This is a genomic window from Paraburkholderia podalyriae (assembly GCF_014397785.1).
GTDB classification, from domain to species: domain Bacteria; phylum Pseudomonadota; class Gammaproteobacteria; order Burkholderiales; family Burkholderiaceae; genus Paraburkholderia; species Paraburkholderia podalyriae.
The window spans coordinates 80,284-100,284 of sequence record NZ_VZQQ01000021.1 but is presented as its reverse complement, the minus strand read 5'-3'; the positions used below and the strand labels follow the sequence as shown (position 1 = coordinate 100,284).

Genomic DNA, 20,001 nt, shown 5'->3' with positions numbered 1-20,001 from the left:
AGACGAAAAACATGTTCCTGAAAAACACGTGGTATGTCGCATGCACGCTGGACGAGATCGACGGCAAGCCGCTTGGCCGGAAGATCTGCAACGAGGCGATGGTGTTCTTCCGCGGCGAGAACGGCGAGGTGTCCGCGCTGGAGGATTTCTGCCCGCACCGCGGCGCGCCGCTGTCGCTCGGCTTCGTGCGCGAAGGCCAACTCGTGTGCGGCTATCACGGCCTCACGGTCGGCCACGACGGCCGCTGCGCGAAGATGATCGGCCAGCGGGTCGGCGGCTTCCCGGCAGTGCGGCGCTATCCGTCGGTCGAGCGTCACGGCTTCATCTGGGTATGGCCCGGCGACGCCGCGAAGGCTAACGCGGCAAAGATCCCGCATCTCGAATGGGCGGAGAGCGAGCAGTGGGCCTATGGCGGCGGCCTCTATCACATCGGTTGCGACTATCGCCTGATGATCGACAACCTGATGGACCTGACCCACGAGACCTACGTCCACGCGAGCAGCATCGGCCAGGACGAGATCGAGGAAGCGCCGCCGGTGACGAGCGCCGAAGGCGACAGCGTGGTGACGAGCCGCCACATGGAGAACATCATGCCGCCGCCGTTCTGGGCGGGCGCACTGCGTGCGAACGGACTCGACGGTGACGTGCCGTGCGACCGCTGGCAGATCTGCCGCTTCACGCCGCCGAGCCACGTGATGATCGAAGTGGGCGTCGCGCACGCCGGCAAGGGCGGCTATCACGCCGCGCCCGAACACAAGGCGGGCAGCATCGTCGTCGACTTCATCACGCCGGAAACCGACACGTCGATCTGGTATTTCTGGGGCATGGCGCGCAACTACCGGCCGCAGGACGCCGAGCTGACCGCCGCGATCCGCAAGGGCCAGGGGCAGATCTTTGCTGAAGACCAGGACATGCTCGAAGCGCAGCAGCGCAACCTGCTGACGTACCCGGAGCGTCGCCTGCTCAAGCTGAACATCGACTCGGGCGGCGTGCAGTCGCGCAAGGTGCTCGACCGCCTGATCGCAGCGGAACGCGCGACCGAGCCGGAGCAGGTGTGATGAAGGTCCTGCTCGCCGACAAGCGCACGGCCGCAGAGGACATCTGCGTGTTCGAATTCGTCAGCACGGACGGTGCGCCGCTGCCCGCGTTCGAGGCGGGCGCGCACATCGACGTGAAGATCGCCGACGGGCTGGTGCGCCAGTATTCGCTGTGCAACGCGCCCGACGAGACGCATCGCTACCGGATCGGCGTGCTGCGCGACCCCGTTTCGCGCGGCGGCTCGGTCGCGATGCATCAACTGCAGCCGGGCACGCACGTCGAGATCAGCGCGCCGCGCAACCTGTTCCCGCTGGATCCCGACGCGACCCACACGGTGCTGGTCGCGGGCGGCATCGGTGTAACGCCGATCCTCGCCATGGCCGAACAGCTCGCCGCGCGCGGCGCCTCGTTCGAGATGCACTACAGCACGCGTTCGCCGGAGCGCACCGCGTTCACCGACCGGTTCGCGGAGCCGGACCTGCAGCCGCACACGCGGATCTACCACGACGTCGATCCGGAAGAATACCGTATCGATCTCGGCCAGGTCGTGGCCGCGCCGGCGCCCGGCAGGCGCCTGTACGTGTGCGGGCCAGTCGGCTTCATCGATGCGGTGCTCGAACGCGCGAAGGCGGCCGGATGGGCGGACGATCGCCTGCATCGCGAGTATTTCGCGGCGCCGGCGCAGCCAGCGTCGGCATGCGGTGCGTTCCAGGTGCGGCTGCACCGCTCCGGGCAGACGATCGACGTGGCCGCCGATCAGTCAATCGTGCAGGCGCTCGCCGCGCAGGGCGTCGAGATCCAGACGGCCTGCGAGCAGGGTGTATGCGGGACCTGTTTGACCCGGGTCGTCGAAGGCGAGCCGGAGCATCGCGACAGCTATCTGTCCAACGAGGAACGGGCCGCAAACAATCAGCTCCTGCCGTGCTGCTCGCGGTCGCGGTCGCCGGTTATCGTGCTCGATCTGTAGTGTGTGGGTAGGGGCGTGCGCGGGGCGTCACGGCCTGCGCACGCCGTCTGACTGGTTCCGCGCGAAACGCCGGACCACACCATCAAGGTAGTCGCCAGGCTGCCCGATTCGCGACCGGCAGGCGGGATTGCGATCCGATGCGCTGCCACCATACGGGCGCTTTCCTCCAGGCATCCCTCAGCCCTAACATCGACGCATGACTTTCAATCTTCTGCAACTGCGCGCGTTCGTCACGATCGCCGAGGCGGGCAGCCTTGGCCGCGCTGCCGAACTTCTCAATCTCAGCCAGCCCGCGCGGAGCCGCACCATCAAGAATCTCGAAGACGACGTCGGCTGCGCGCTGTTCGAACGTCATTCGAAGGATACTCAGCTGGCGGCGATCGGCAGCACCCTGTTGCCGCACGCGACGCAGTTGCGGCGCGATGCGCGGCCTCGCGCGCGGCACGATCCGCGTTGGCGCGGTCGCGAGCATCGCAAGCCGCGTGCTGCCGAAAGCGGTCAGTCACGTGCTCGCGCGCTGGCCGAACCTGCGGGTAACGATCATCGAGGGCGTGTGGGACCGGCTCGCGCACGCGCTCATCAGCGCCGAGATCGATCTTGCGCTCGGCACCGCGATACACGACACACGACACCGAGGAGATTGTGTCGATCAAGGATTGCGGATGGAGCGACGTCAGCGAGGTCGTCGCGGCGCTCGACCATCCGCTGCGCGCCCAAAGCAGCCTCACACTCGCCGATACGCGCGATGCACAATGGTGCATGCCGCCGCGCGGGACGGCACCGTTCGAGGAATTGCAGCGGCTCTTCCGGTCGCAGGGGCTCGAGCCGCCGCAGATTGGCGTGGAAACGCGTTCGATCACGGTGCTGAAAAGCCTCGTCACACGAGCCGGGTTCCTGTGCTGAATGGCCGCGCCGACGTGCGAGACCGAACGCCGCGCACATGTGTTTGATACGCTGCCTGTGCCGGGCGTACAGAGGGCGCGCCAGCTTACCGCGTTCCGCCGGCGCAATGGGATCCTGCCTGGGCCCGCCGCTAAGCTGCCCGATGCGCTTGCGCTCGATCACGCGGGCCGACACGCCGATGTGATGTGCGAGGCGTCCGAACCACCCGTGCGTAGCGGATATCCGTGAATGCCTGGCGCGAGGCGCCCTACCTGCATCGACCAAACCGCGATGTGTCGTCTCATCGTCCTTCGCGACCGGCTTGCCGCATTGAAAGACCATCATGCGCTGAAGTCCGTTTTATGGATCCACAATACCCATGACTGTCGCTTTGACGCGCATGTATTGGCGCATAGAGCAACGCTTCAGGATCCATTGAATCAGCGGCAAATTGGTATCATTTCAGCCCGTTCCGCCTCGCGCGGCCCTCTGAACGATTCGAACCCGCCATGACCCCGCACCAGCCCACCGCGACGCTCAAACTTCGTGAAATGATCCTGCGCGGCGAGTTGAAACCCGGCGAGCGCTTGCTCGAAATGGAACTCGCCGAGCGCCTCGGCACCTCGCGCATGCCGATCCGCCAGGCGCTGCCCGCGCTTGCTCAGGAGGGACTTCTCGCGCCCGCGGGGCGAAAGGGGTATTGCGTGCGCGTCTTCACGACGGAACAGACGCAGCAGGCGCTGCGCCTGCGCGCGATGCTCGAAGGCTTCGCCGCGCGCTCGCTTGCGGAGCGCGGCGCACCGCCCGCGGTCATCGCCGCGCTTCGCGTCTGCCTCGCGGAAGGCGACCGGATTCTCGCGCAGCGCGACCGCCTCGATACAGAGAGCGAACTCGCGTACGGCGACATGAACAAGCGCTTTCATTCGATGGTGCTCGAAGCCGCCAACGTCCCGCTCGTGTCCGAGTTCACATCGCGCTGCAACCTCGTGCCGTTCACCTCGCCGGAAAGCGTCGCGTTCGGTGGCAGGGAAGACAGCAAGATGAGCGATCTGCTCTTCTATGCGCATCGACAGCATCACAGCATCGTGCAGGCGATCGAAGCCGGCCACGGCGACCGCGCGGAATTCCTGTTTCGCGAGCACGCGCTGACCCAGGAAGAAAGCCAGTCGCTGTAGCGGTATTATTATTGACCTTTCCATAAATCATGACATCACCACAAGGTTGCCTGAATCCAGCACGCGGCAATGATCGAAGGTCGGTGCTGCGCGCTTTTCAGCTTGTTGCGGGCGAACGGTATGCAACTCGTCGAGGTCGTCGGGGCAGAAGTTCGCAATCGCGTGACGTTTGAGCCATGCCCACAGAGAGGGGCGGCCGGGATTCGCGAATACCCGAAGCTTCAGATATTAGCGATTACCCACACCGGCAGATTAGGCGAAGCGCCATGTAGACGATGGCGACACCGCCGTATTCAGGCGGGATTGCGCGAGATGAGTTGTTGGCAATGGTTCGCATAATGTCCTGAACTTTTCCTACCGACCATGGTGGCGGCAAGGAGAAGATGATGACGCAGTCGGAACCGTTGCGCGGCAAGGAATGCCCCGTAACGCTCTTGCCATCAAACACGACCGCAGCTCAATTCCTGAGCGAATTTGACGCATATCTCGGCGCCGTCAAGGGCCTCGCGGAGGGCACCCGGAGGAAGTACGGTCGATTCGTCCAACGCTTCCTGGACGGGTGGTGTGGCGACAGTCTGCCGAATTGACAAGGTCTGTCAATCGAAGATCTCCGCACATACGTGCGTCACGACCTCTCAAGCAAGAGTCGTCGACCATCGAACTCGCCGATCGTCGCGCTGCGCGCGATGCTGCGCCGTCAGGGGGCTGGTGCCGCCCGGCCTCGAGGAAACGCTGCCTCGAATCCGGCGATGGCGTCTCAGTCGGCCAGGACCGGCAAACCCGTGATGATCGGTTTCAATCGCCGTTTCGATCCAAATTTCGCGGCACTCAAGGTGGCTTTCAACGCGGGAGAAATTGGCAAGGCGGAGTTACTGGTCATCACCTCCTTCGATCCCGCTCCGCCTCCCATTTCGTATATCAAGGCATCGGGTGGCCTGTTCCGCGACATGATGATTCACGACTTCGACATCGCCTGCTGGATCATGGGCGGCGCGCCGTCGAAAGTAGCAGCCACGGGCGCTTCGGTTGTCGAACCTGAAATCGGCGCAGCCGGCGACGTTGATACGGCTGTCGTTACACTCTTCTGGGCGGACGGCCGGATCGCCGTGATCAAGAATTCACGCCGTGCTGGCTATGGCTACGACCAGCGCATCGAACTGTTGGGTTCCGGTGGTCTGTTGTCGGCGAAGAATGTACTTGAAAACACCGTCGAGAAAGTCACGAGCGAAGGCACGCAATCGGCCAAGCCCCTCTATTTCTTCCTCGAACGCTACATGCGTGCTTACGAAGCCGAGTGGGCCGCTTTCATCCACGCCGTCAAAACAGGTGCTCCCGTGCCGGTGACACTTGCCGACGGAATTGCTGCTTTAGCTTGCGGCGAATCCGCGACACGCTCTGCGCGGACCGGCGAAACCGTAACGCTTACGCCGGCGATGCTCGGTACTTGACGGACGGTCAGTTGGCGGGCGCTCATGCGCCTGATGTTGGCGGTGTGAGGAGCCTTTGAGCCGGTATGGTGCGGATACGGCGGGTTTCAACCCGGCTAACGCCTGCTTCCGTCCACATGCCGCAGCGGAATCGCTGGCACGTCGAGACCGTCAATGCAGAATGCGTTCACGCTGTACATGGCAGGATCGATGCGCCGCTGATGAAAGGTGTAAATGCCGCACGTCGAGCAAAAGTAATGACAGGCTTGTCCAGTGTTCCATCGATATGAGCTTAACGCACTGTGTCCTTCCAGAATTTGCAGACTATCGCGCGGCACACCCACCATCACGGCATGCCGCTTTGCGCATAACGAGCACTTGCAAATCACGACTTCGTCGATCTGCACGTCAAAGGCAAACCTGATCGCACCGCAATGGCATGAAGCGGTATGGCGTCGCATCCTTCCTCCTTTTGAGGACGTCGTCACGGCATCAGCAAAATCTTCGAGCCGATCTTGTTGCGCGCCATTTCGAAGCCCTCGAGCGCATCGGCAAGCGGCAACCGATGCGTGACCATCGGCACCAGCGCGGCATGATGCTCGACGACAAAATCACGTACTTCCGCCCATGTCGCGCGAGAAGCACGATAGGTCCCGCGGATCTGATGACGGTTACGCACGAGTTTAGCCGCATCGAAACTGACCGGCGCGCCGTGAATGCCGCAGATCACCATCACGCCCGAGGGCCGCAAGAGATCGAGACCGGCCTGCACCGTGGACGGCACGCCGGTCGCCTCGATAACGATATCGAACTCGTCCGCGCCACTCAGTTGCTTCGCATCGGACAGCGGCCGTTCTTTCAGATCGAGTGTCTTGCCGATGCCAAGCGCCCGCACCCCATTGAGCCGGTCCGTGTCGTCATAGCCGGCCACCACAACGTCCGCGCCGCGCGCTTTTGCAAGCAACGCGATGCCCTGCCCGATGGTACCGGGGCCCATCACGAGGACCTTGTCGCCGCGCTTCACGTCGGCGGCCTTCACAGCGCTCAATCCGATCGACAACGGTTCGCATAGCGCCGCGATCCCGAGATCGAGATTGCCGGGCAACGCGAGGCAGTTGATCGCCGGCACGCGCACGGACCGTGCAAAGCCGCCGTCGCGCAACATGCCGATGCCGCGACGGTCACGACATTCGTCGAGCCGCCCTGCCGTGCAAAAGCGGCATACGCCGCACTCGACCGACGGAATCACAACGACCGGCTGCCCCGCCTGAAGATCGACGACGCCCTCGCCTACACTCGCGATCCTGCCGGCAAACTCGTGACCGATCGTGACCGGAAACGCCTGTTTCAGAAAGTCGTAGCCGCCCGACCAGTCGTAGATATGGACGTCGCTGCCGCAGATGCCGGCGGCGACCACGTCGACGATCACCTCGCCCGTGGTGGGCGCCTGCGGCGGCGCTATCTCACGAAGTTCGAGGCCGAATGTGGCGGCAGTTTTTTGCAATGCTTGCATGAGTTGCTCCTGACTGCAGTATCGGGTTCAAAGCGGCGAACCGGAGGCCGGTACGGATCGCAGCAGGGACGCATCCACCTGCGAATGCCTGATGCCGAAGACGAGTTCGTAGACGTCGACGATGGCTGGCCGCGCGGCTCCGGCAAACCGAAGCGCGAACTCGCCGAGCGCCGCCTCGTGCGCCCTCAAGGTAGCCTCGTCGACGCCTTCCGCCAGCAGCACGTGAGTCGGTTCGTCGGCATTCGACCATTTCTCGAATGCGTCCGGCACCGATAATCTGACCTGCCCCAGATGCGCCGAGCTCACGCCCGCCAACGCCATGCACGCATCGGTCAGTGCCCGTCCATCGAACTGTCCGGCCGCGCTGATACGGACGCACGCGATGGCCTGTCCTGGCACGCTGCCTGTGGACGCGACGGTGTCGCACGTCGCACGCACCACGTTTTTCAGCAGCGGGCGCATCGACGCCGACCACGCGGTGGGCCGCTCAATTACGTCGAGGTAGGCAGCCGAATCGAATACCGCCGATGTTTCGGTCTCGTACAGCGTGAAGTAACGGTGCTGCCCCGGCGCCGACGACCGATAGCGGCGGCCCGCGATGAAGCCGGCAATGCCGACCCGCTCGGGCACATGTTCGTCCGTATGCCAACGGTTGTATTCCGTGTCGGACTCAGCGCTGACGTCGTTCCATAGCGCGAGAAACGCGGAACCGGAAATGGCCATGATGCAACACTCCAGTTAATCGAAAACACTTCAGGATGGGCGTGCGTGCAGCGCGCGCGGCGCGGCTGCGGGCATGCTGAACATGCACAGCGCGGCAACCAGCGCGGGCACCGCGACCAGCATGAACAAAGTCTCATAGCCCAAGCCCGACGACAGCAGGAATCCCCCCATCACCGAGCCGAGCATTGAGCCGAAACGGCCGATCCCGGTGGCCCACGCCACACCTGTCGCACGGCTGGTGGTGGGATAGTGAGTCGCAGCCAGACCATTTATGCCGACCTGCGAACCGCTGACGCAAAAGCCCGCGAGAAAAACAATCGGGCCGAGCACCGCGGGCGTCGTGTAGGTCTGCCCGACCAGGTAGATCACGGCGCCGGCGAGACAGTACGCGCAGCCCAGCACCCGATGCGGTGTCGCCAGATCCATGACGCGGCCGAGCAGCAAACCACCGCATGTGCCGCCGACAGACCACAGCGCAGTAGTCAGCGCCGCCGTCTTCATCGTGCCGCCGGAATGGGTGATGATGGTCGGCAGCCAGCTCGACATCAGATACAGCACCGAGAGACCCATGAAGAAAGTCGTCCACAGCAGCAGCGTGCCACGGCGATAAGGTGCCACCAGCAGTTCACGGACCGCCGAGCGCAGCCGCTCCGGTTCGCGCGCGACAAAGTGGCTATCCGCCTGCACTGCGGTCGCAGCGATGCGTTGGCCGAAAGTACGCAGGTCCGCTTGCCGATCCGAACGGCGCAGTGCAAGAAAGCGCATCGACTCCGGCAGCCACAACCACAACACCGGCAGCAGCAGCAAAGGCGTCACACCGCCGACGATCAACATAGCGTGCCACCCGAAGCGCGAGATCACCTGCGAGGCCACCACCCCGCCGAACGCCGACCCGAGCGAATTGCCGCACAGCATGATCGTGATGATGGTTAGGCGACGGCGCGCGGGTGCATATTCCGCCGTCAGCGTAACCGCGGTCGGCGTGGCGCCACCGATGCCGACGCCGGCGACGAATCGCAGCAACGCCAGCTCCGTCACGTTGGTGGCCAGCAGGCTTGACAGCGTCGCGAAGCCAAAAAACGCGACCGATGCAAGCATCACCGGCCGTCTTCCGTAGCGGTCGGCGAGCGGGCCGAAGATCAGAGAGCCGGCCATCATGCCGATCAGGCCAAACAGGAAAATCGGCGAAAGCTGATTGACCGTCAGCCCCCACTCCGCGCGCACCGACGGCGCGATATAAGCGGCGAGCCCGATATCGATACCGTCGATCGCCACCGTCAGGAAGCAAAGCACGATCACCAGCCACTGAAAGCGGCTGAGCGGCTGTGTGTCGACAAACTCCTGCACATCGATCAAATCATTCTGCTTCATGCTGCATGTCTCCAGCTCACATCCTATTTGCGCGCCTGGTTAGGCGCATCGACACCGGCCTCCTAGAAGAGCTTCCTGAGGCCCACTCGCAGTGCCACCTGATTCGAGTTGCTCGACGGTGACAATCCGAACAGATTCGCGACAGCCTGTTTTCCGGTCGAATCGACGCCACTCGCGTGTTGCCAGATGGTCATGCCGTACACGTAGGTGGACTTCGAGAAGAGATAGGCTGTGCCGGCTTCGAGCGAGTTGTAGTGACCGCCCGGCGATGCACTGTACTGCCATGCCACGCCGCCCATTGTGGCCGGCGTGAAATTGAACGCGTAATTCAACTGGTAGTTGTTGAACGCGGCGTTCGCGGGCGCCGTGCGATTCGACGCCGTCCGGACAATGTCGAGAAAGCGCACATTCGAATATAGAAACGACAACTGAGAGCGGCCATATACGTATTTCGCGCCGCCTCCAAGCACCTGCTGGCTGGTTGCAGTCACATAGTTCTGGAAGATCGGATTGGTGACCGGATTGGTAAAGGCCGCGCCCGCCACGGGCGAGCTACCCGCACCAAAAATCGAGGTCGCCGGCGTTCGCATATTCATGTACGCGCCCGCCAGCGTGAGGCCGCCGTTCGCATATTGCGCACCGACGCCATAGGTCCTGTCGTGGGAAAAATCACCGGGCGTGCCGCCAAGGCTCAACATCGCACTGTAGTTGAAGCCACGATAGACGGGGCTTTCGTACTTGATCACGTTGCTGATCTTGTTGTAATTCCACGACCCGTCGATATCGCCGAGCGTGGCGCCGAGACCGCCCGCGAACAGAAAGCTGGTGCTTAACGGCACGAAGTAGTCGTTGGTCATGGAGTACTGCCGGCCCAGGTAGACACTACCCCAGTCGCCGCTCAGGCCCACGAATGCCTGTCTGCCAAAGAGTGTATTGGCGGGCTGGAAGGCTCCTGTCTGGATACTGAAGCCCGCCTCGAGCACGAAAATCGCCTTGAGGTTCGAACCCAGATCCTCCACGCCACGCATGCCGAACTTGTCGCCGGCGCGCCCGCCACTATAGGTTTGCACGGCCGACTTGCCGCCCTGATTATTGGTATAGGTGAGTGCGCTATCTACCGCCCCGTATAGCGTCACACTACTTTGCGCGTGCGCTAGCGCGCATGCCGCCAATGGCAGGCAAGCAACCAGATGTTTCACTTCCGTCTCCTGTTCGTTATCCGGGGCGGCTGGCGCACCCTCTTTTTTAACCAGGTCACCCTCCAATAGGCGACCTGTCAGGAAATGATCTCCGAAACCGGCAGTCGGAAATAGCAGCAAACGGGAAGTTCAGAACACGGTTTCTGGAAAATATCGGGACTCGTGGCCGGAGGCGTAGACACACGTCAGAGGAAATCGTCCTGGCGGGCGAGCTCGGCGAGGCCTTGCGTCAGAAAATCCAGCAAGGCACGGAACAGCTTCGGATTGTTGTGATCCGCCGGGCGCAGCACCTTGATCCAGAAGTCCGGCAGCTCAAAGCCTGCGAGGATCTGCACGAGTTCACCTTGCCTGACACTCGCCTTCGCGCGGTAACGCGGCAGCACCGCAATGCCGAGACCGTCCACGGTAGCGCGATGCATCGCGTCGATGTCGTTGGTCGAGAACGCACTATTGACGGCCACGTCGATGCGGCCCGAGCCATGTTCGTCGAAAGTCCACGTGCGAACCGGGCTGAGATACGAATAGAGCAGGCATTGATGCGCGGGCAACTCGGATGGATGAACCGGCTCGCCGCATTTCTCCAGATACGCCGGCGACGCATAGACGAGCCGTTTGAACGGGCACAGCGGAAATTCCTCGACGCCGTCATAGGCGACCGGCAGACCCGTGATCACGAAATCGAAACCTTCGAGCAGGGGATCGACCGGCCGGTTCCTCAATTGCAACTCGATGTCGACTTTCGGATGAGCACGGAAAAAATCGTTCAGTAGCTTGCCGAGAAAATGATTCGTGAACGACGACGGCGCCTTGATCCGCAATCTGCCCGTGAGCCCCGGGCCATCGTCGACGGGGCCGCTCATCAGGCGTTCATAGGAGGCGAGGAAATCGCGCGCCAGTGCAACCGTCTCCCGCCCGCTCGAGGTCAGATGCAAGCTGCGCGTGGTGCGTTGAAACAGCAGCGTGTTCAGTTCTTTTTCAAGCGCACCGACCCGTTTGGTAACCACCGAGCCCGCCAAGTTCAACCGCAGCGCCGCGCCGGAGAAGCTACCGATCTCCGCCACTGCGAGAAATGCTCGAACGTTCTCTACGCTGTCCATATGTTGTAATCGCTTCCGATAGTTTTCGCTATTCAACTGCCTTGCGCCAGCTCAGCTGATCATGATTTTCGACGTCACAAGTATAACGATCGGTTGCGATTCGCCCCGGACTGAACCCGCACGACGTCAAGGACTTCACAGTGAGTGCCGCCGAGGGATTGCGCACAGTTGATCAACACTAGGGGGCAAACGACCGCTTCCTGTCCATCTCTGGACATCCAAGCCTGCATTGCGGCCGTCGCTTCATGGGATGCCTTTCTAAGAAACGGATTTTTTCGTACGCGTGCGACGTGAAGTCGCGCCCGTTATTTGAGGCAGTGAACGATCATGGTATCAACCACCCGGTTTTGCCCCAGCGCCTTGAGAACCCTGCGCGTTGCTGGTGTGGCAGATGCCGGGCCATAACGAGTAAGCAGGTGCCCAAGCGCACTTTCTGCGGCGGCTATTTGCTTGCCAGACTCCGCAACAGCAACATCAGCCCCTCTTCCAGATCGCGCTGGAAGTCGTAGCGCAAGGCCGCCAGCTCGGGACGGCCGAGCATTTCGGCCGCAACCTCCGCCGGGTGGCTGAGCGGCCAAAGCCCGATCATCAGCGGCACCGCATGGTGCAGGAACCTGTCGAAGGCAGATGTCGACATCGATGGAATGCAGCCGTGGAAGTCGAGCGCCATCTGCTTGCGCACGGCCAGCAGGCCATGCTTGAACTGCTGCAAGCGCTCGGCCGAGACGTTGTGCTCGAGGATTGACGGGAAGATGCTGGTGAGCCGGCACAACAGCGGCCGTGCCGCTGCGGTGGCGGAGAACGCCCGCGCGATGTGCTCGATGGTTCCACTGCGCTTGCCGCCGCGGCTCAAGGCCTTGACCAGCTCGGTGTGCCACTGAGCGAACTCCTCGACCATCACATCGAGCAAGACCGCTTCGCTGCTTTCGAAGTATCGGTAGACGTTCGACTTCGTCATCTGTGCACGCCGCGCCAGTTCGTTGATTCCGAGGTCGTGCACGTCCGGAATCTCGAGCAGCAAGGACCGTGCGGTATCGATGAGGTGGCGCCGGCGCTCCTCCTTCTGCTCGGGAGAGCGCGCGCGCTGGTACGGGGATGGATGGCTCATTTCGTGGCAAGTGTCGGGCAGGGGGCTTGTACATGAGACCGCTGGTCTGTTATATTAGAGACCATCAGTCTTTTAAGCGCTTCAGTATAGCAGGGGCTCGGAGGCAACATCGATGGTGACTCGCAGAACAATGCTGCTTGGCGGTGCCGGCGTAGTGAGCGGGCTCGGCGCGCCGGTGGTCGGCTGGACGGCATTGCCGCCCGAGCCGCGTCTGGTCACGGCCCAACCATTGCTGGTCCGCCAGGACCAATCGGCCCTGAACGGCTGGGTCAAGATCGGTACGGACAACACGGTCGGCATTGTGATGTGCAAGTCCGAGAGGGGTCAGAGCATCGACACAGGTCTGGCCATGGTGCCGGCCGAAGAGCTGAACGCTGACTGGAACCAGGTTCGCGTCGAACGAGCGCCGATCGACAAGATTTACCAGAACATCGCTGGCCTCGTCGACGGCCTGCCCTTTCAACCCGATGACGACGGCATGCTAATGGCGGTGGCCGAGCGGGTCGCCGGCAAAGCGATGCGCGAGATCGGTGTGATGTTCACCGGCGCGTCCTCCAGCATCAAGGACCTCTGGCTGCCGATGCGTCAGGCGGGGGCTTCGACATGCGCGATGCTGGTTGCCGCAGCTGCTGGCCGTGCTGGATCCGGTTTGGCTACCTTTTTTTGAATTGGAGGAGGCTTTCATGCAAACGTTGGATCTGTTTAATCTCGAATTGGTGATCGCAGCCAGCGGCTATTTTGCGATCGCATGGTTTCTGATCGTGCCCCAGCTCGATCGACTGGAGCGCGAACGGGCGCTGATGCTGCTGCTCATACCTCAGATGCTTCGCCACATCGGCTTAGTCTTTGCCGTTCCGGGCGTGGTGGCCGGCGCCTACCCAAGCACGCTCGGCCAACAGATCGCGTACGGCGACATGGCGACGGCCGCCATTGCCGTCGTGGCATTTACCGCGCTCGGCTTTCGGCTGCGTCTCGCCGGTGCCGCTAGTGTGGATCGTCAGCGTCCTTGGCAGCGTCGACCTGATCGGGGCCGCAATCCGCTCTTCGAACCCCGACGTAATCGCTCAAGTTCACGCGGCCTGGTACGTGCCCGCCATGTTGGCGCCGCTCAGCGGCGTCAGTCACGTCTTTCTTTATCGTGCATTGCTGCGACGGGCGGGAAGTGCTCTGCCGGCCGCATGGTGATCGACATCGATGAAGGCGTCCCCGAGTTCGATGAGTTCGGAGGCGTGCTGCTCCTCGGCCCCCGCCTGCCGCGCTGGGGCGCCCTCAAACGTCTTCCCTACCGCGGCGTTTATACGCCCTGGCGCTCCAAGGCGCACAACGCGAAGCCGAGGCCCGCGATCCGCTGCGGTACGTACCCGCGCATCCGCGCGGCCATCCACCAGGCGGCAGCCATGCCGGCGGCCTGAGATCTCCAACAAAGAACGGATACGACGATGAAGCTTGGACCGGATGCCCGCCATCCTGCGAACGACGCACGCACTGAGGATTGGACCTTCAACGGCCTCTGGCCCTACGAGCCACGCTGGTTCCAGACACCAGAAGGGCGCCTTCACTACGTCGACGAGGGTCCGCGCGACGGGCGCCCGGTCGTGCTCGTCCACGGAAATCCGACTTGGGGCTTTCTCTACCGCAACTTCATCGGGCCGCTGACGGCCGCCGGCTACCGCGTGATCGTACCCGACCATCTGGGTTTCGGCAGGTCTGACAAGCCCCCGCAGCCGAACGTCTACCCCATAGCCGAGCATGCCCGCCGGCTCGACGCGTTGCTGGAGTCGTTGAATTTGTCCGGCGCGGTCGTCGTTCCTCAGGACTGGGGCGGTCCGATCGGGCTTTCGTGGGCGGTTGCGCATTCCGAACGCGTCGTCGGCCTCTTCGTGCTCAATACTGCCGCGCATCGCCCAAGGGGCAAGTACCCACTGCCCGTGCCGTTACGGCTGTTCCGCGTGCCGGGCGTTGGCGAGTTCATGGTGAAAGGCCTCCAACTCTTCACCCGGCTTTTCTTCTTCAAAGTCGGCGTCGTTCATCGCGAGCGACTGACGCCGGACGTGCGCCGGGCTTACCTCGCTCCGCACCCGACCTGGGCGAGCCGAACCGGTGTTCTCGTTTTTCCGCGCCAGATACCTACAGGACCTGACGGCCCGGTGGCTGACATGATGGGTCGAATCGAGCACGGGCTCGAGCGCCACTACCGCGGCCGCCCGGTGCGGATCATGTGGGCGATGCGCGACCTTGCGTTCTCGCCCGAGACGCTTGAGGGCATGTGGCTGCAGACCTTTCCGGACGCTGAAGTGACTCGCATCGAGGACGCAGGCCATTTTCTTCAAGAGGATGCGCACGAAGCGATCGTGCCCGAGCTGCTTCGGTTCCTGGCGGCGTTGCCCGACGGCCTGGCGGCGAAGAAATCGGTACGAACCGGGTGAGCGGAGTTTCTCCCGAAAGAGCGTCAACTGCATTCGTTTTTGAACTCAGGCAGATCAGCAACGCGAGGGCCGCGAAGCTGGCCGGCGTGGCGTCGTTGAACAACGACCCGGGCAACTCCGGCGGAGAGCGCCGCATCTGGGGCGGGCGCAAGGTGGTGCAATGCGTCAAGTACATGGCCAACGCTCGGCGCCGTGGGGAGAGGCTTGCGGACAATTGTTTGACGCGGACTCTCCAAGGTCAGAAATTTCAGGCTGACACCTTTGCCGGAAACTCGCCAGCCATGAATGGTCAGCGCGTCGGCTACGTGCGGGTCAGCACGTTCGAACCGAATGCCGCGCGCCAGCTCGACGGCTTGCGCTGGATCGCACCTTCACCGACAAGGCGTCCGGCAAGGACACGAAGCGGCCGCGGCTCGACGCGCTGCTCACGTTCGTGCGTGCTGGCGACACCGTGATCGTGCACAGCATGGACCGACTCGCGCGGAACCTGGACGATCTGCGCCACCTCGTCCAGGCGTTGACCGAGCGCGACGTGCGCATCGAGTTCACGAAAAAATGCCTGACCTTCACGGGCGAAGATTCGCCGATGGCGAACCTTATGCTGTCGGTGATGGGCGCCTTCGCGGAATTTGAACGCGCGCTGATTCGCGAACGCCAGCGTGAGGGCATCGCCCTGGCGCAGCAACGCGGCGCCTATCGCGGTCGTAAGCCGGCCTAGTCCGACGCGCAGGTGGCCGACCTTCGCCGTCGCATGACGCTGGCGAACGTAAAGCCTAAGATCGCTCGTGAATTTGGCGTTAGCCGCGAAACTCTGTATCAGTATCTTCGCTCGACGAGGTGAATCGTGCCCCGCCGCGAACTCCTTACGCCTGTGCAGCGATTCCAGCTGTTTGCTTTCCCAGAAGATAAAAGCGAACTGATTCGCCTGGCCACGTTGTTGGCGGAGGACTTTGCGTTCGTGCGCCAGCATCGAGGCGGCCACAACCGGCTCGGTATCGCTGTGCTGATGATCTACCTGCGCTTTCCCGGTCGGGTATTGGGACCGACCGAGAAGCCACATGCGCCGATCATCGGCATTGTGCTACCCAACCGGGAGTCACACCGGCGGCGTGGGAGCTGTACGCTGCGCGCGACGAGACCCGTCGCGAACATCTGCAGGAACCGCTGACCAGACTAGGCTAGCGGTATTCCGGCACTTTTCTGTTAGCACAATTACTGACCACGGCTCGCGGAATTATTGCACATCAACACGTGCTGCGCAGATAGCGCTCACCCATCTGTTCAATCCAAATGAGGTAGTCGGGTGTGTGCGCCGCTACAGATCCAGCACAATATTGGATGTAGGCTTACTGCAACACATCAGTCGAAGACCTTTGTCGATCTCACGCGGGCGAATCCCTCCGTTGTGCTTCATGTCAACGGTTCCCTCGAGCAGCGTGGTCTTGCAGGTGCCGCATATGCCCTGGCTGCAGGACGAAGGCAACGGCACACCCGCCTTGCGCGCGGCAGCAAGCACGGTCTGCGATGCGTCCATCGTGAAAGTCTTCCCGGAACGTGCCAGACGCACAGTAAAGCAGGACTGAGCGCTAGCCGTTTCCCCTGGAGCGGCTTCGACAACTTCGACGGTCTCCGCGAAATTGAAGCTTTCCTGGTGATACCTTGAGGGGTTGTGGTTTCCGTCGAGGAGTGTCTTTCTGACTGCCTCCATGTAACCCGCCGGACCGCACGTAAAGACCTCCCGTTCCTGATAGTCGGGCACGCGCTCCTTCAGCAGATCGAGACTGAGTCGTCCCACAGGACCTCGCCAGTCGCCTTTTTCACTCTGCGCTTCACAGATGTGGATCACGCGGAGCGTCTTCGACATTTGTTCGAGCGCAGCAAGCTCTTTGGCAAAGATGATGTCCTCGGGCGTTCTGGCACTGTGAACAAAGACTATATCGCGATCCTGTCCGAGGTCGAATGCCGCACGCGTCATCGCCATCAGCGGCGTGACGCCGGACCCGGCCGACAGATAGAGCGCTTTTTCCGATGGCCCGGCCGAAGGCGTGAAGATGCCAGACGGGCCGTAAGCAGACAGCGACATGCCTTCGGTCATGTTGTCATGTAGCCAGTTCGACATGACGCCACCCGGCGCCCGCTTGACAGTTATCGAGAGCGTGTAAGGGCGGGTTGGCGGCGACGATATGGTGTAGCACCGACTGACCGGCTTACCTTCGATCTCCGCGGTGACCGTCACGAACTGCCCCGGCTCGAAGGCGAACGGTCTTCCCTGTTCGGCTGCAAATACGAATGTGCGGACGTCGTGCGTCTCGGCCAGCACGCGGCAGCAAACCAGCGTTCGTTGCTCGTGGCTTGGCCACTGCGCATCCGCACGTTCCCATGTCGAGGCAAGACTGAAGCGGTCTGCCAATTCGGATCTCTGTTCAGGGACGCAAGTATCCACGGCGATGTCCATATCGTTCTCAGACCCCGCTCTGTTTCAGGCGCGCGTCGTACCAGCGCGAGAATTCGTCCAGCGGCGCTTCAGTGAACCGTGAGAACGGCCCAGGCCGGTAAGCCGGATCCTGCGTCCCGTTATGAGCGTTCGCAACAAGTTCGGCATCCTGATTGGTCGTGGCATTCCACACTTCGGTCAGCTTCCGCAGGTCGTAATCGACACCCTCGACCGCGTCTTCGTGAACGAGCCATACGGTGCGAACCAGCGTCTTGTCAGGCGCAAGCGGCAGGATGTAGGCGATCACAGCATGGTCGCTCATCACATGCGTCCACGAGTGGTGACCCCACATGTGCACGTCGCCGAGGTTCCGACGGGAAACGTTGCCCAGCAGCTTCGTGCAGGCCACTTTCGTGTCCATCGTTTGCGACTCGTTCGCGCCGGCAATCACCAGCCGCTGCGTACGGAAGTTCGTATGAACGCTTTCATCCACCGACTCGAACCGCTCGCAGATCCAACCGTCTTTTTCCCATGCTTGCTGAGTGGCCGCGTTGCGCGTCACGTAGTCGTCGTAAGCTTTCAGGGCGTCCTCGCCCTGCCCGTCCGGACAGAAACCGAAATCTTCCGCCTGGAACGAGTTCACGAGTTCGGGATGGGTGCCCGCGCAGTGATAGCACTCGCGGTTATTTTCCATCACGAGCTTCCAGTTGCCGTTTTCGATGATCTCCAGCTCATGCGCGACCTTTGTGCGCGTGAGATCGTACGGAGCGAAGCGCGGCGTCATGACGGTTTCCAGCTTGGAGAAGTCCTCCGGCGGTTCATCGGCGAGGCAAACGAAGACGTGCGCTCCAACGCTCTTCACATGAACCGGAATAAGGCTATGACAACCCGGGTCGAAGTCTTTGCCCATGTGCGAACTGTGGCGCAGGCTTCCGTCGAGATCGTACGTCCATTGGTGATACGGACACACCAGCATGCCGACGGTTGCCTTGCCCGTTGTTTTCATGATGCGCGAGCCACGATGGCGGCACACGTTCCGATAGGCCCGAATGTTTTCGTCGTCGTCGCGAACGATGATGATCGATGCCTTGCCAATGTCGACCGTATGGACGTCGCCCGGCTCCGGTACATCGGCCGTCACGCCGACGAGAATCCAGAGCTTGTGAAAGAAGACCTCGACATCGGTCTCGAACACGTCCTGGCGGCCGAACAACTCGCCTGGCATGCCGTGTCCCGGTTGCCGGCTGTCGAGCAGTTCGCGATGAGTTTTGATCTTGATTACGGATGACATGGTGGGTCTCTTCGTCGGTATGCGCCGCAGCGCTTGGTGCAGCATTGCATTCAGTATTGGATCGCCAATATGCACCGTCAATGCGCTTTATTTGCCTCCTTGTATTCGTTTAAGTCATGCGAAAATCAAGCTCGGGCGACGCGCTCACGGAAGCCCCCGGAACACATGTAAACCCTGGCTTCGTTGCACGGGAGTGCCTGTCACATGGGGCTGTCTAAACGTTGGCAGATGCCCACCTTCTTACGACTACAGCATCGAACAGAGACATAGGATGAAAAGTTCCAGAGGAACGAAGGGCTACCGCAGAATTGTTCCGTCGCTTACGGCTTTGGTGGAGTTCGAGGCGGTGGCTCGTCTGGGCAGCTTCACGCTTGCCGCGGCTGAACTTGGCGTTACCCAATCGGCTGCAAGTCGTCAGATCAGGTTCCTGGAAGAAACGCTGGCCGTGCGTCTGTTCCATCGTGGGCATCGTTCCATTGAGCTCACCGCCGAGGGCGAGGCCTTGTATCTGGTGGTGGCGGAGTCCATGCAGAAGATCGCGGGCGTGTTCGATCGCCTGGCGACAGGCGAGCAGCGCGAACTGGTATTGGCATCGACCGCAGCTTTTTCGCAGTTCCGGCTTCTTCCGCGACTGGCTAACCTGAAAAAGCTGAAGCCGCCACTTCAACTGCGCCTGACAACCCAGATGTTCACCGCTGACCTGCGGCATGTCGAAGTCGACGTTGCGGTCCGTTATGGAGACGGGCAATGGTCGGACGGCACCTCGACACTCCTCTTCGACGTCGAGATCTTTCCGGTTTGCTCTCCCGAATTCCTTAAAGAGAACGATGCGCCGGAGTCACTCGAGCAGCTTGCCAGCATGGCGCTGGTCGAGTCTGACTCGACGACAGAGGGCTGGATGGACTGGACAGAGTGGTTCCGTGCGGTCGGCCACCGTCCCTCGCGCCTCAACAAGGTTCTTCGCTGCAGCCTTTACACCGACGCGATACAGGCGGCCAGGTATGGACAAGGCATTGCACTTGGATGGAGCCGACTGGTAGAAGACCTGTTGGCATCCGGAGAGCTTGTTCGACTCGACGTCGCCACCTTCAAGCCAGCCGATTCCTACTTTGTGGTTGTGCCCCACGGCCGGACCATCTCGCCCGTGATCACGCAACTGATCGACTGGCTCCGCGGAGACCTGACGGTTCGCTAATGAAGCGCTGAATTCGCACGGCATGCACGTGGCACTCCTTGGATAACTTAAAGTCATGCGAGAAGGAAAATAAAGGCGGTTGACCGACTTTTTCGTCGTTCCGATACTGCGTTGGAGAAGCATGCCGACGCCGTTTCAACCGGCTCATTCAAACC

General features: G+C 61.9%; 21 protein-coding genes and 2 pseudogenes. 13 read left to right on the top strand and 10 right to left on the bottom strand.

Annotation, left to right across the window (positions count from 1 at the left end):
* Positions 1-11 precede the first annotated feature (11 nt).
* From F6X42_RS23870 to F6X42_RS23855, 4 genes and pseudogenes are all read left to right on the top strand, one after another.
* On the top strand, positions 12-1,058 hold the full coding sequence (locus F6X42_RS23870; protein WP_187636549.1) for a Rieske 2Fe-2S domain-containing protein: 1,047 nt from the start codon (positions 12-14) through the stop codon (positions 1,056-1,058).
* Positions 1,058-2,005 carry a PDR/VanB family oxidoreductase gene (locus tag F6X42_RS23865; protein ID WP_187636548.1) on the top strand — a complete coding sequence of 316 codons (948 nt, stop codon included), beginning with the start codon at positions 1,058-1,060 and terminating at the stop codon, positions 2,003-2,005. The genes F6X42_RS23870 and F6X42_RS23865 overlap by 1 nt, the downstream gene beginning before the upstream one ends.
* Before the next feature lie 196 nt (positions 2,006-2,201).
* Positions 2,202-3,136, top strand: a pseudogene (locus tag F6X42_RS23860) (LysR family transcriptional regulator).
* Between the two features lie 260 nt (positions 3,137-3,396).
* Positions 3,397-4,062, top strand: a complete 666-nt coding sequence (locus F6X42_RS23855) for a GntR family transcriptional regulator (RefSeq protein WP_187636547.1) — start codon at positions 3,397-3,399, stop codon at positions 4,060-4,062.
* Positions 4,063-4,097: 35 nt separating this feature from the next.
* On the opposite strand, the pseudogene F6X42_RS23850 reads toward F6X42_RS23855, so the two are convergent.
* Positions 4,098-4,248, bottom strand: a pseudogene (locus F6X42_RS23850) (IS630-like element ISCARN39 family transposase); the annotation flags it as partial.
* A gap of 434 nt (positions 4,249-4,682) precedes the next feature.
* On the opposite strand from F6X42_RS23850, the gene F6X42_RS23845 reads away from it, so the two are divergent.
* Positions 4,683-5,510: a Gfo/Idh/MocA family oxidoreductase gene (locus F6X42_RS23845; RefSeq protein WP_312892909.1), complete on the top strand. Its 828-nt coding sequence runs from the start codon at positions 4,683-4,685 to the stop codon at positions 5,508-5,510.
* Between the two features lie 95 nt (positions 5,511-5,605).
* On the opposite strand, the gene F6X42_RS23840 is transcribed toward F6X42_RS23845, so the two are convergent.
* The 7 genes from F6X42_RS23840 to F6X42_RS23810 all read right to left on the bottom strand — a co-directional run bounded on the left by F6X42_RS23840 (position 5,606) and on the right by F6X42_RS23810 (position 12,500).
* The gene (locus F6X42_RS23840) at positions 5,606-5,950 is read right to left on the bottom strand and encodes a GFA family protein (RefSeq protein ID WP_187636546.1); all 345 of its coding nucleotides are present in this window, start codon (positions 5,948-5,950) and stop codon (positions 5,606-5,608) included.
* Between the two features lie 23 nt (positions 5,951-5,973).
* Positions 5,974-7,002 carry a zinc-dependent alcohol dehydrogenase gene (locus tag F6X42_RS23835; RefSeq protein ID WP_187636545.1) on the bottom strand — a complete coding sequence of 343 codons (1,029 nt, stop codon included), beginning with the start codon at positions 7,000-7,002 and terminating at the stop codon, positions 5,974-5,976.
* 27 nt (positions 7,003-7,029) lie between these two features.
* Positions 7,030-7,725, bottom strand: coding sequence for a DUF4286 family protein (locus F6X42_RS23830; RefSeq protein ID WP_187636544.1), 696 nt, complete (start codon positions 7,723-7,725; stop codon positions 7,030-7,032).
* 30 nt (positions 7,726-7,755) lie between these two features.
* A complete protein-coding gene (locus tag F6X42_RS23825) occupies positions 7,756-9,096 on the bottom strand; it encodes an MFS transporter (protein ID WP_187636543.1) in 1,341 nt (446 codons plus the stop codon).
* A gap of 62 nt (positions 9,097-9,158) precedes the next feature.
* Entirely contained in the window at positions 9,159-10,295 is a 1,137-nt protein-coding gene (locus F6X42_RS23820) for a porin (RefSeq protein WP_187636542.1), read from the bottom strand.
* 185 nt (positions 10,296-10,480) lie between these two features.
* Positions 10,481-11,392, bottom strand: coding sequence for a LysR family transcriptional regulator (locus tag F6X42_RS23815; protein WP_187636541.1), 912 nt, complete (start codon positions 11,390-11,392; stop codon positions 10,481-10,483).
* 442 nt (positions 11,393-11,834) lie between these two features.
* Positions 11,835-12,500, bottom strand: coding sequence for a TetR/AcrR family transcriptional regulator (locus tag F6X42_RS23810; protein WP_187636540.1), 666 nt, complete (start codon positions 12,498-12,500; stop codon positions 11,835-11,837).
* 130 nt (positions 12,501-12,630) lie between these two features.
* On the opposite strand from F6X42_RS23810, the gene F6X42_RS23805 reads away from it, so the two are divergent.
* From F6X42_RS23805 to F6X42_RS23780, 7 genes are all read left to right on the top strand, one after another.
* Complete coding sequence (locus F6X42_RS23805; RefSeq protein ID WP_187636539.1) at positions 12,631-13,167, top strand: hypothetical protein; 537 nt, start codon at positions 12,631-12,633, stop codon at positions 13,165-13,167.
* 16 nt (positions 13,168-13,183) lie between these two features.
* Entirely contained in the window at positions 13,184-13,912 is a 729-nt protein-coding gene (locus F6X42_RS23800) for a DUF8737 domain-containing protein (protein WP_187636538.1), read from the top strand.
* 27 nt (positions 13,913-13,939) lie between these two features.
* Positions 13,940-14,926 (top strand): alpha/beta fold hydrolase, encoded by a 987-nt coding sequence (locus F6X42_RS23795; protein ID WP_187636537.1) that lies wholly within the window; start codon positions 13,940-13,942, stop codon positions 14,924-14,926.
* 95 nt (positions 14,927-15,021) lie between these two features.
* Entirely contained in the window at positions 15,022-15,381 is a 360-nt protein-coding gene (locus F6X42_RS46425; RefSeq protein WP_187636536.1) for a hypothetical protein, read from the top strand.
* The gene (locus F6X42_RS46420; protein WP_429534928.1) at positions 15,285-15,644 is read left to right on the top strand and encodes a recombinase family protein; all 360 of its coding nucleotides are present in this window, start codon (positions 15,285-15,287) and stop codon (positions 15,642-15,644) included. Before F6X42_RS46425 ends, F6X42_RS46420 begins: the two co-directional genes overlap by 97 nt.
* A 33-nt stretch (positions 15,645-15,677) precedes the next feature.
* Positions 15,678-15,767 (top strand): helix-turn-helix domain-containing protein, encoded by a 90-nt coding sequence (locus tag F6X42_RS46415; protein WP_429534927.1) that lies wholly within the window; start codon positions 15,678-15,680, stop codon positions 15,765-15,767.
* Between the two features lie 3 nt (positions 15,768-15,770).
* The gene (locus F6X42_RS23780; protein ID WP_187636535.1) at positions 15,771-16,094 is read left to right on the top strand and encodes a DUF4158 domain-containing protein; all 324 of its coding nucleotides are present in this window, start codon (positions 15,771-15,773) and stop codon (positions 16,092-16,094) included.
* 147 nt (positions 16,095-16,241) lie between these two features.
* On the opposite strand, the gene F6X42_RS23775 is transcribed toward F6X42_RS23780, so the two are convergent.
* Both F6X42_RS23775 and F6X42_RS23770 read right to left on the bottom strand, forming a co-directional pair.
* Positions 16,242-17,381 (bottom strand): FAD-binding oxidoreductase, encoded by a 1,140-nt coding sequence (locus tag F6X42_RS23775; RefSeq protein ID WP_187636534.1) that lies wholly within the window; start codon positions 17,379-17,381, stop codon positions 16,242-16,244.
* 7 nt (positions 17,382-17,388) lie between these two features.
* Positions 17,389-18,651, bottom strand: coding sequence for an aromatic ring-hydroxylating oxygenase subunit alpha (locus F6X42_RS23770; protein WP_187636533.1), 1,263 nt, complete (start codon positions 18,649-18,651; stop codon positions 17,389-17,391).
* Between the two features lie 271 nt (positions 18,652-18,922).
* Between F6X42_RS23770 and F6X42_RS23765 the strand changes: the two genes are divergently transcribed.
* On the top strand, positions 18,923-19,846 hold the full coding sequence (locus F6X42_RS23765; protein ID WP_187636532.1) for a LysR substrate-binding domain-containing protein: 924 nt from the start codon (positions 18,923-18,925) through the stop codon (positions 19,844-19,846).
* Positions 19,847-20,001 lie beyond the last annotated feature (155 nt).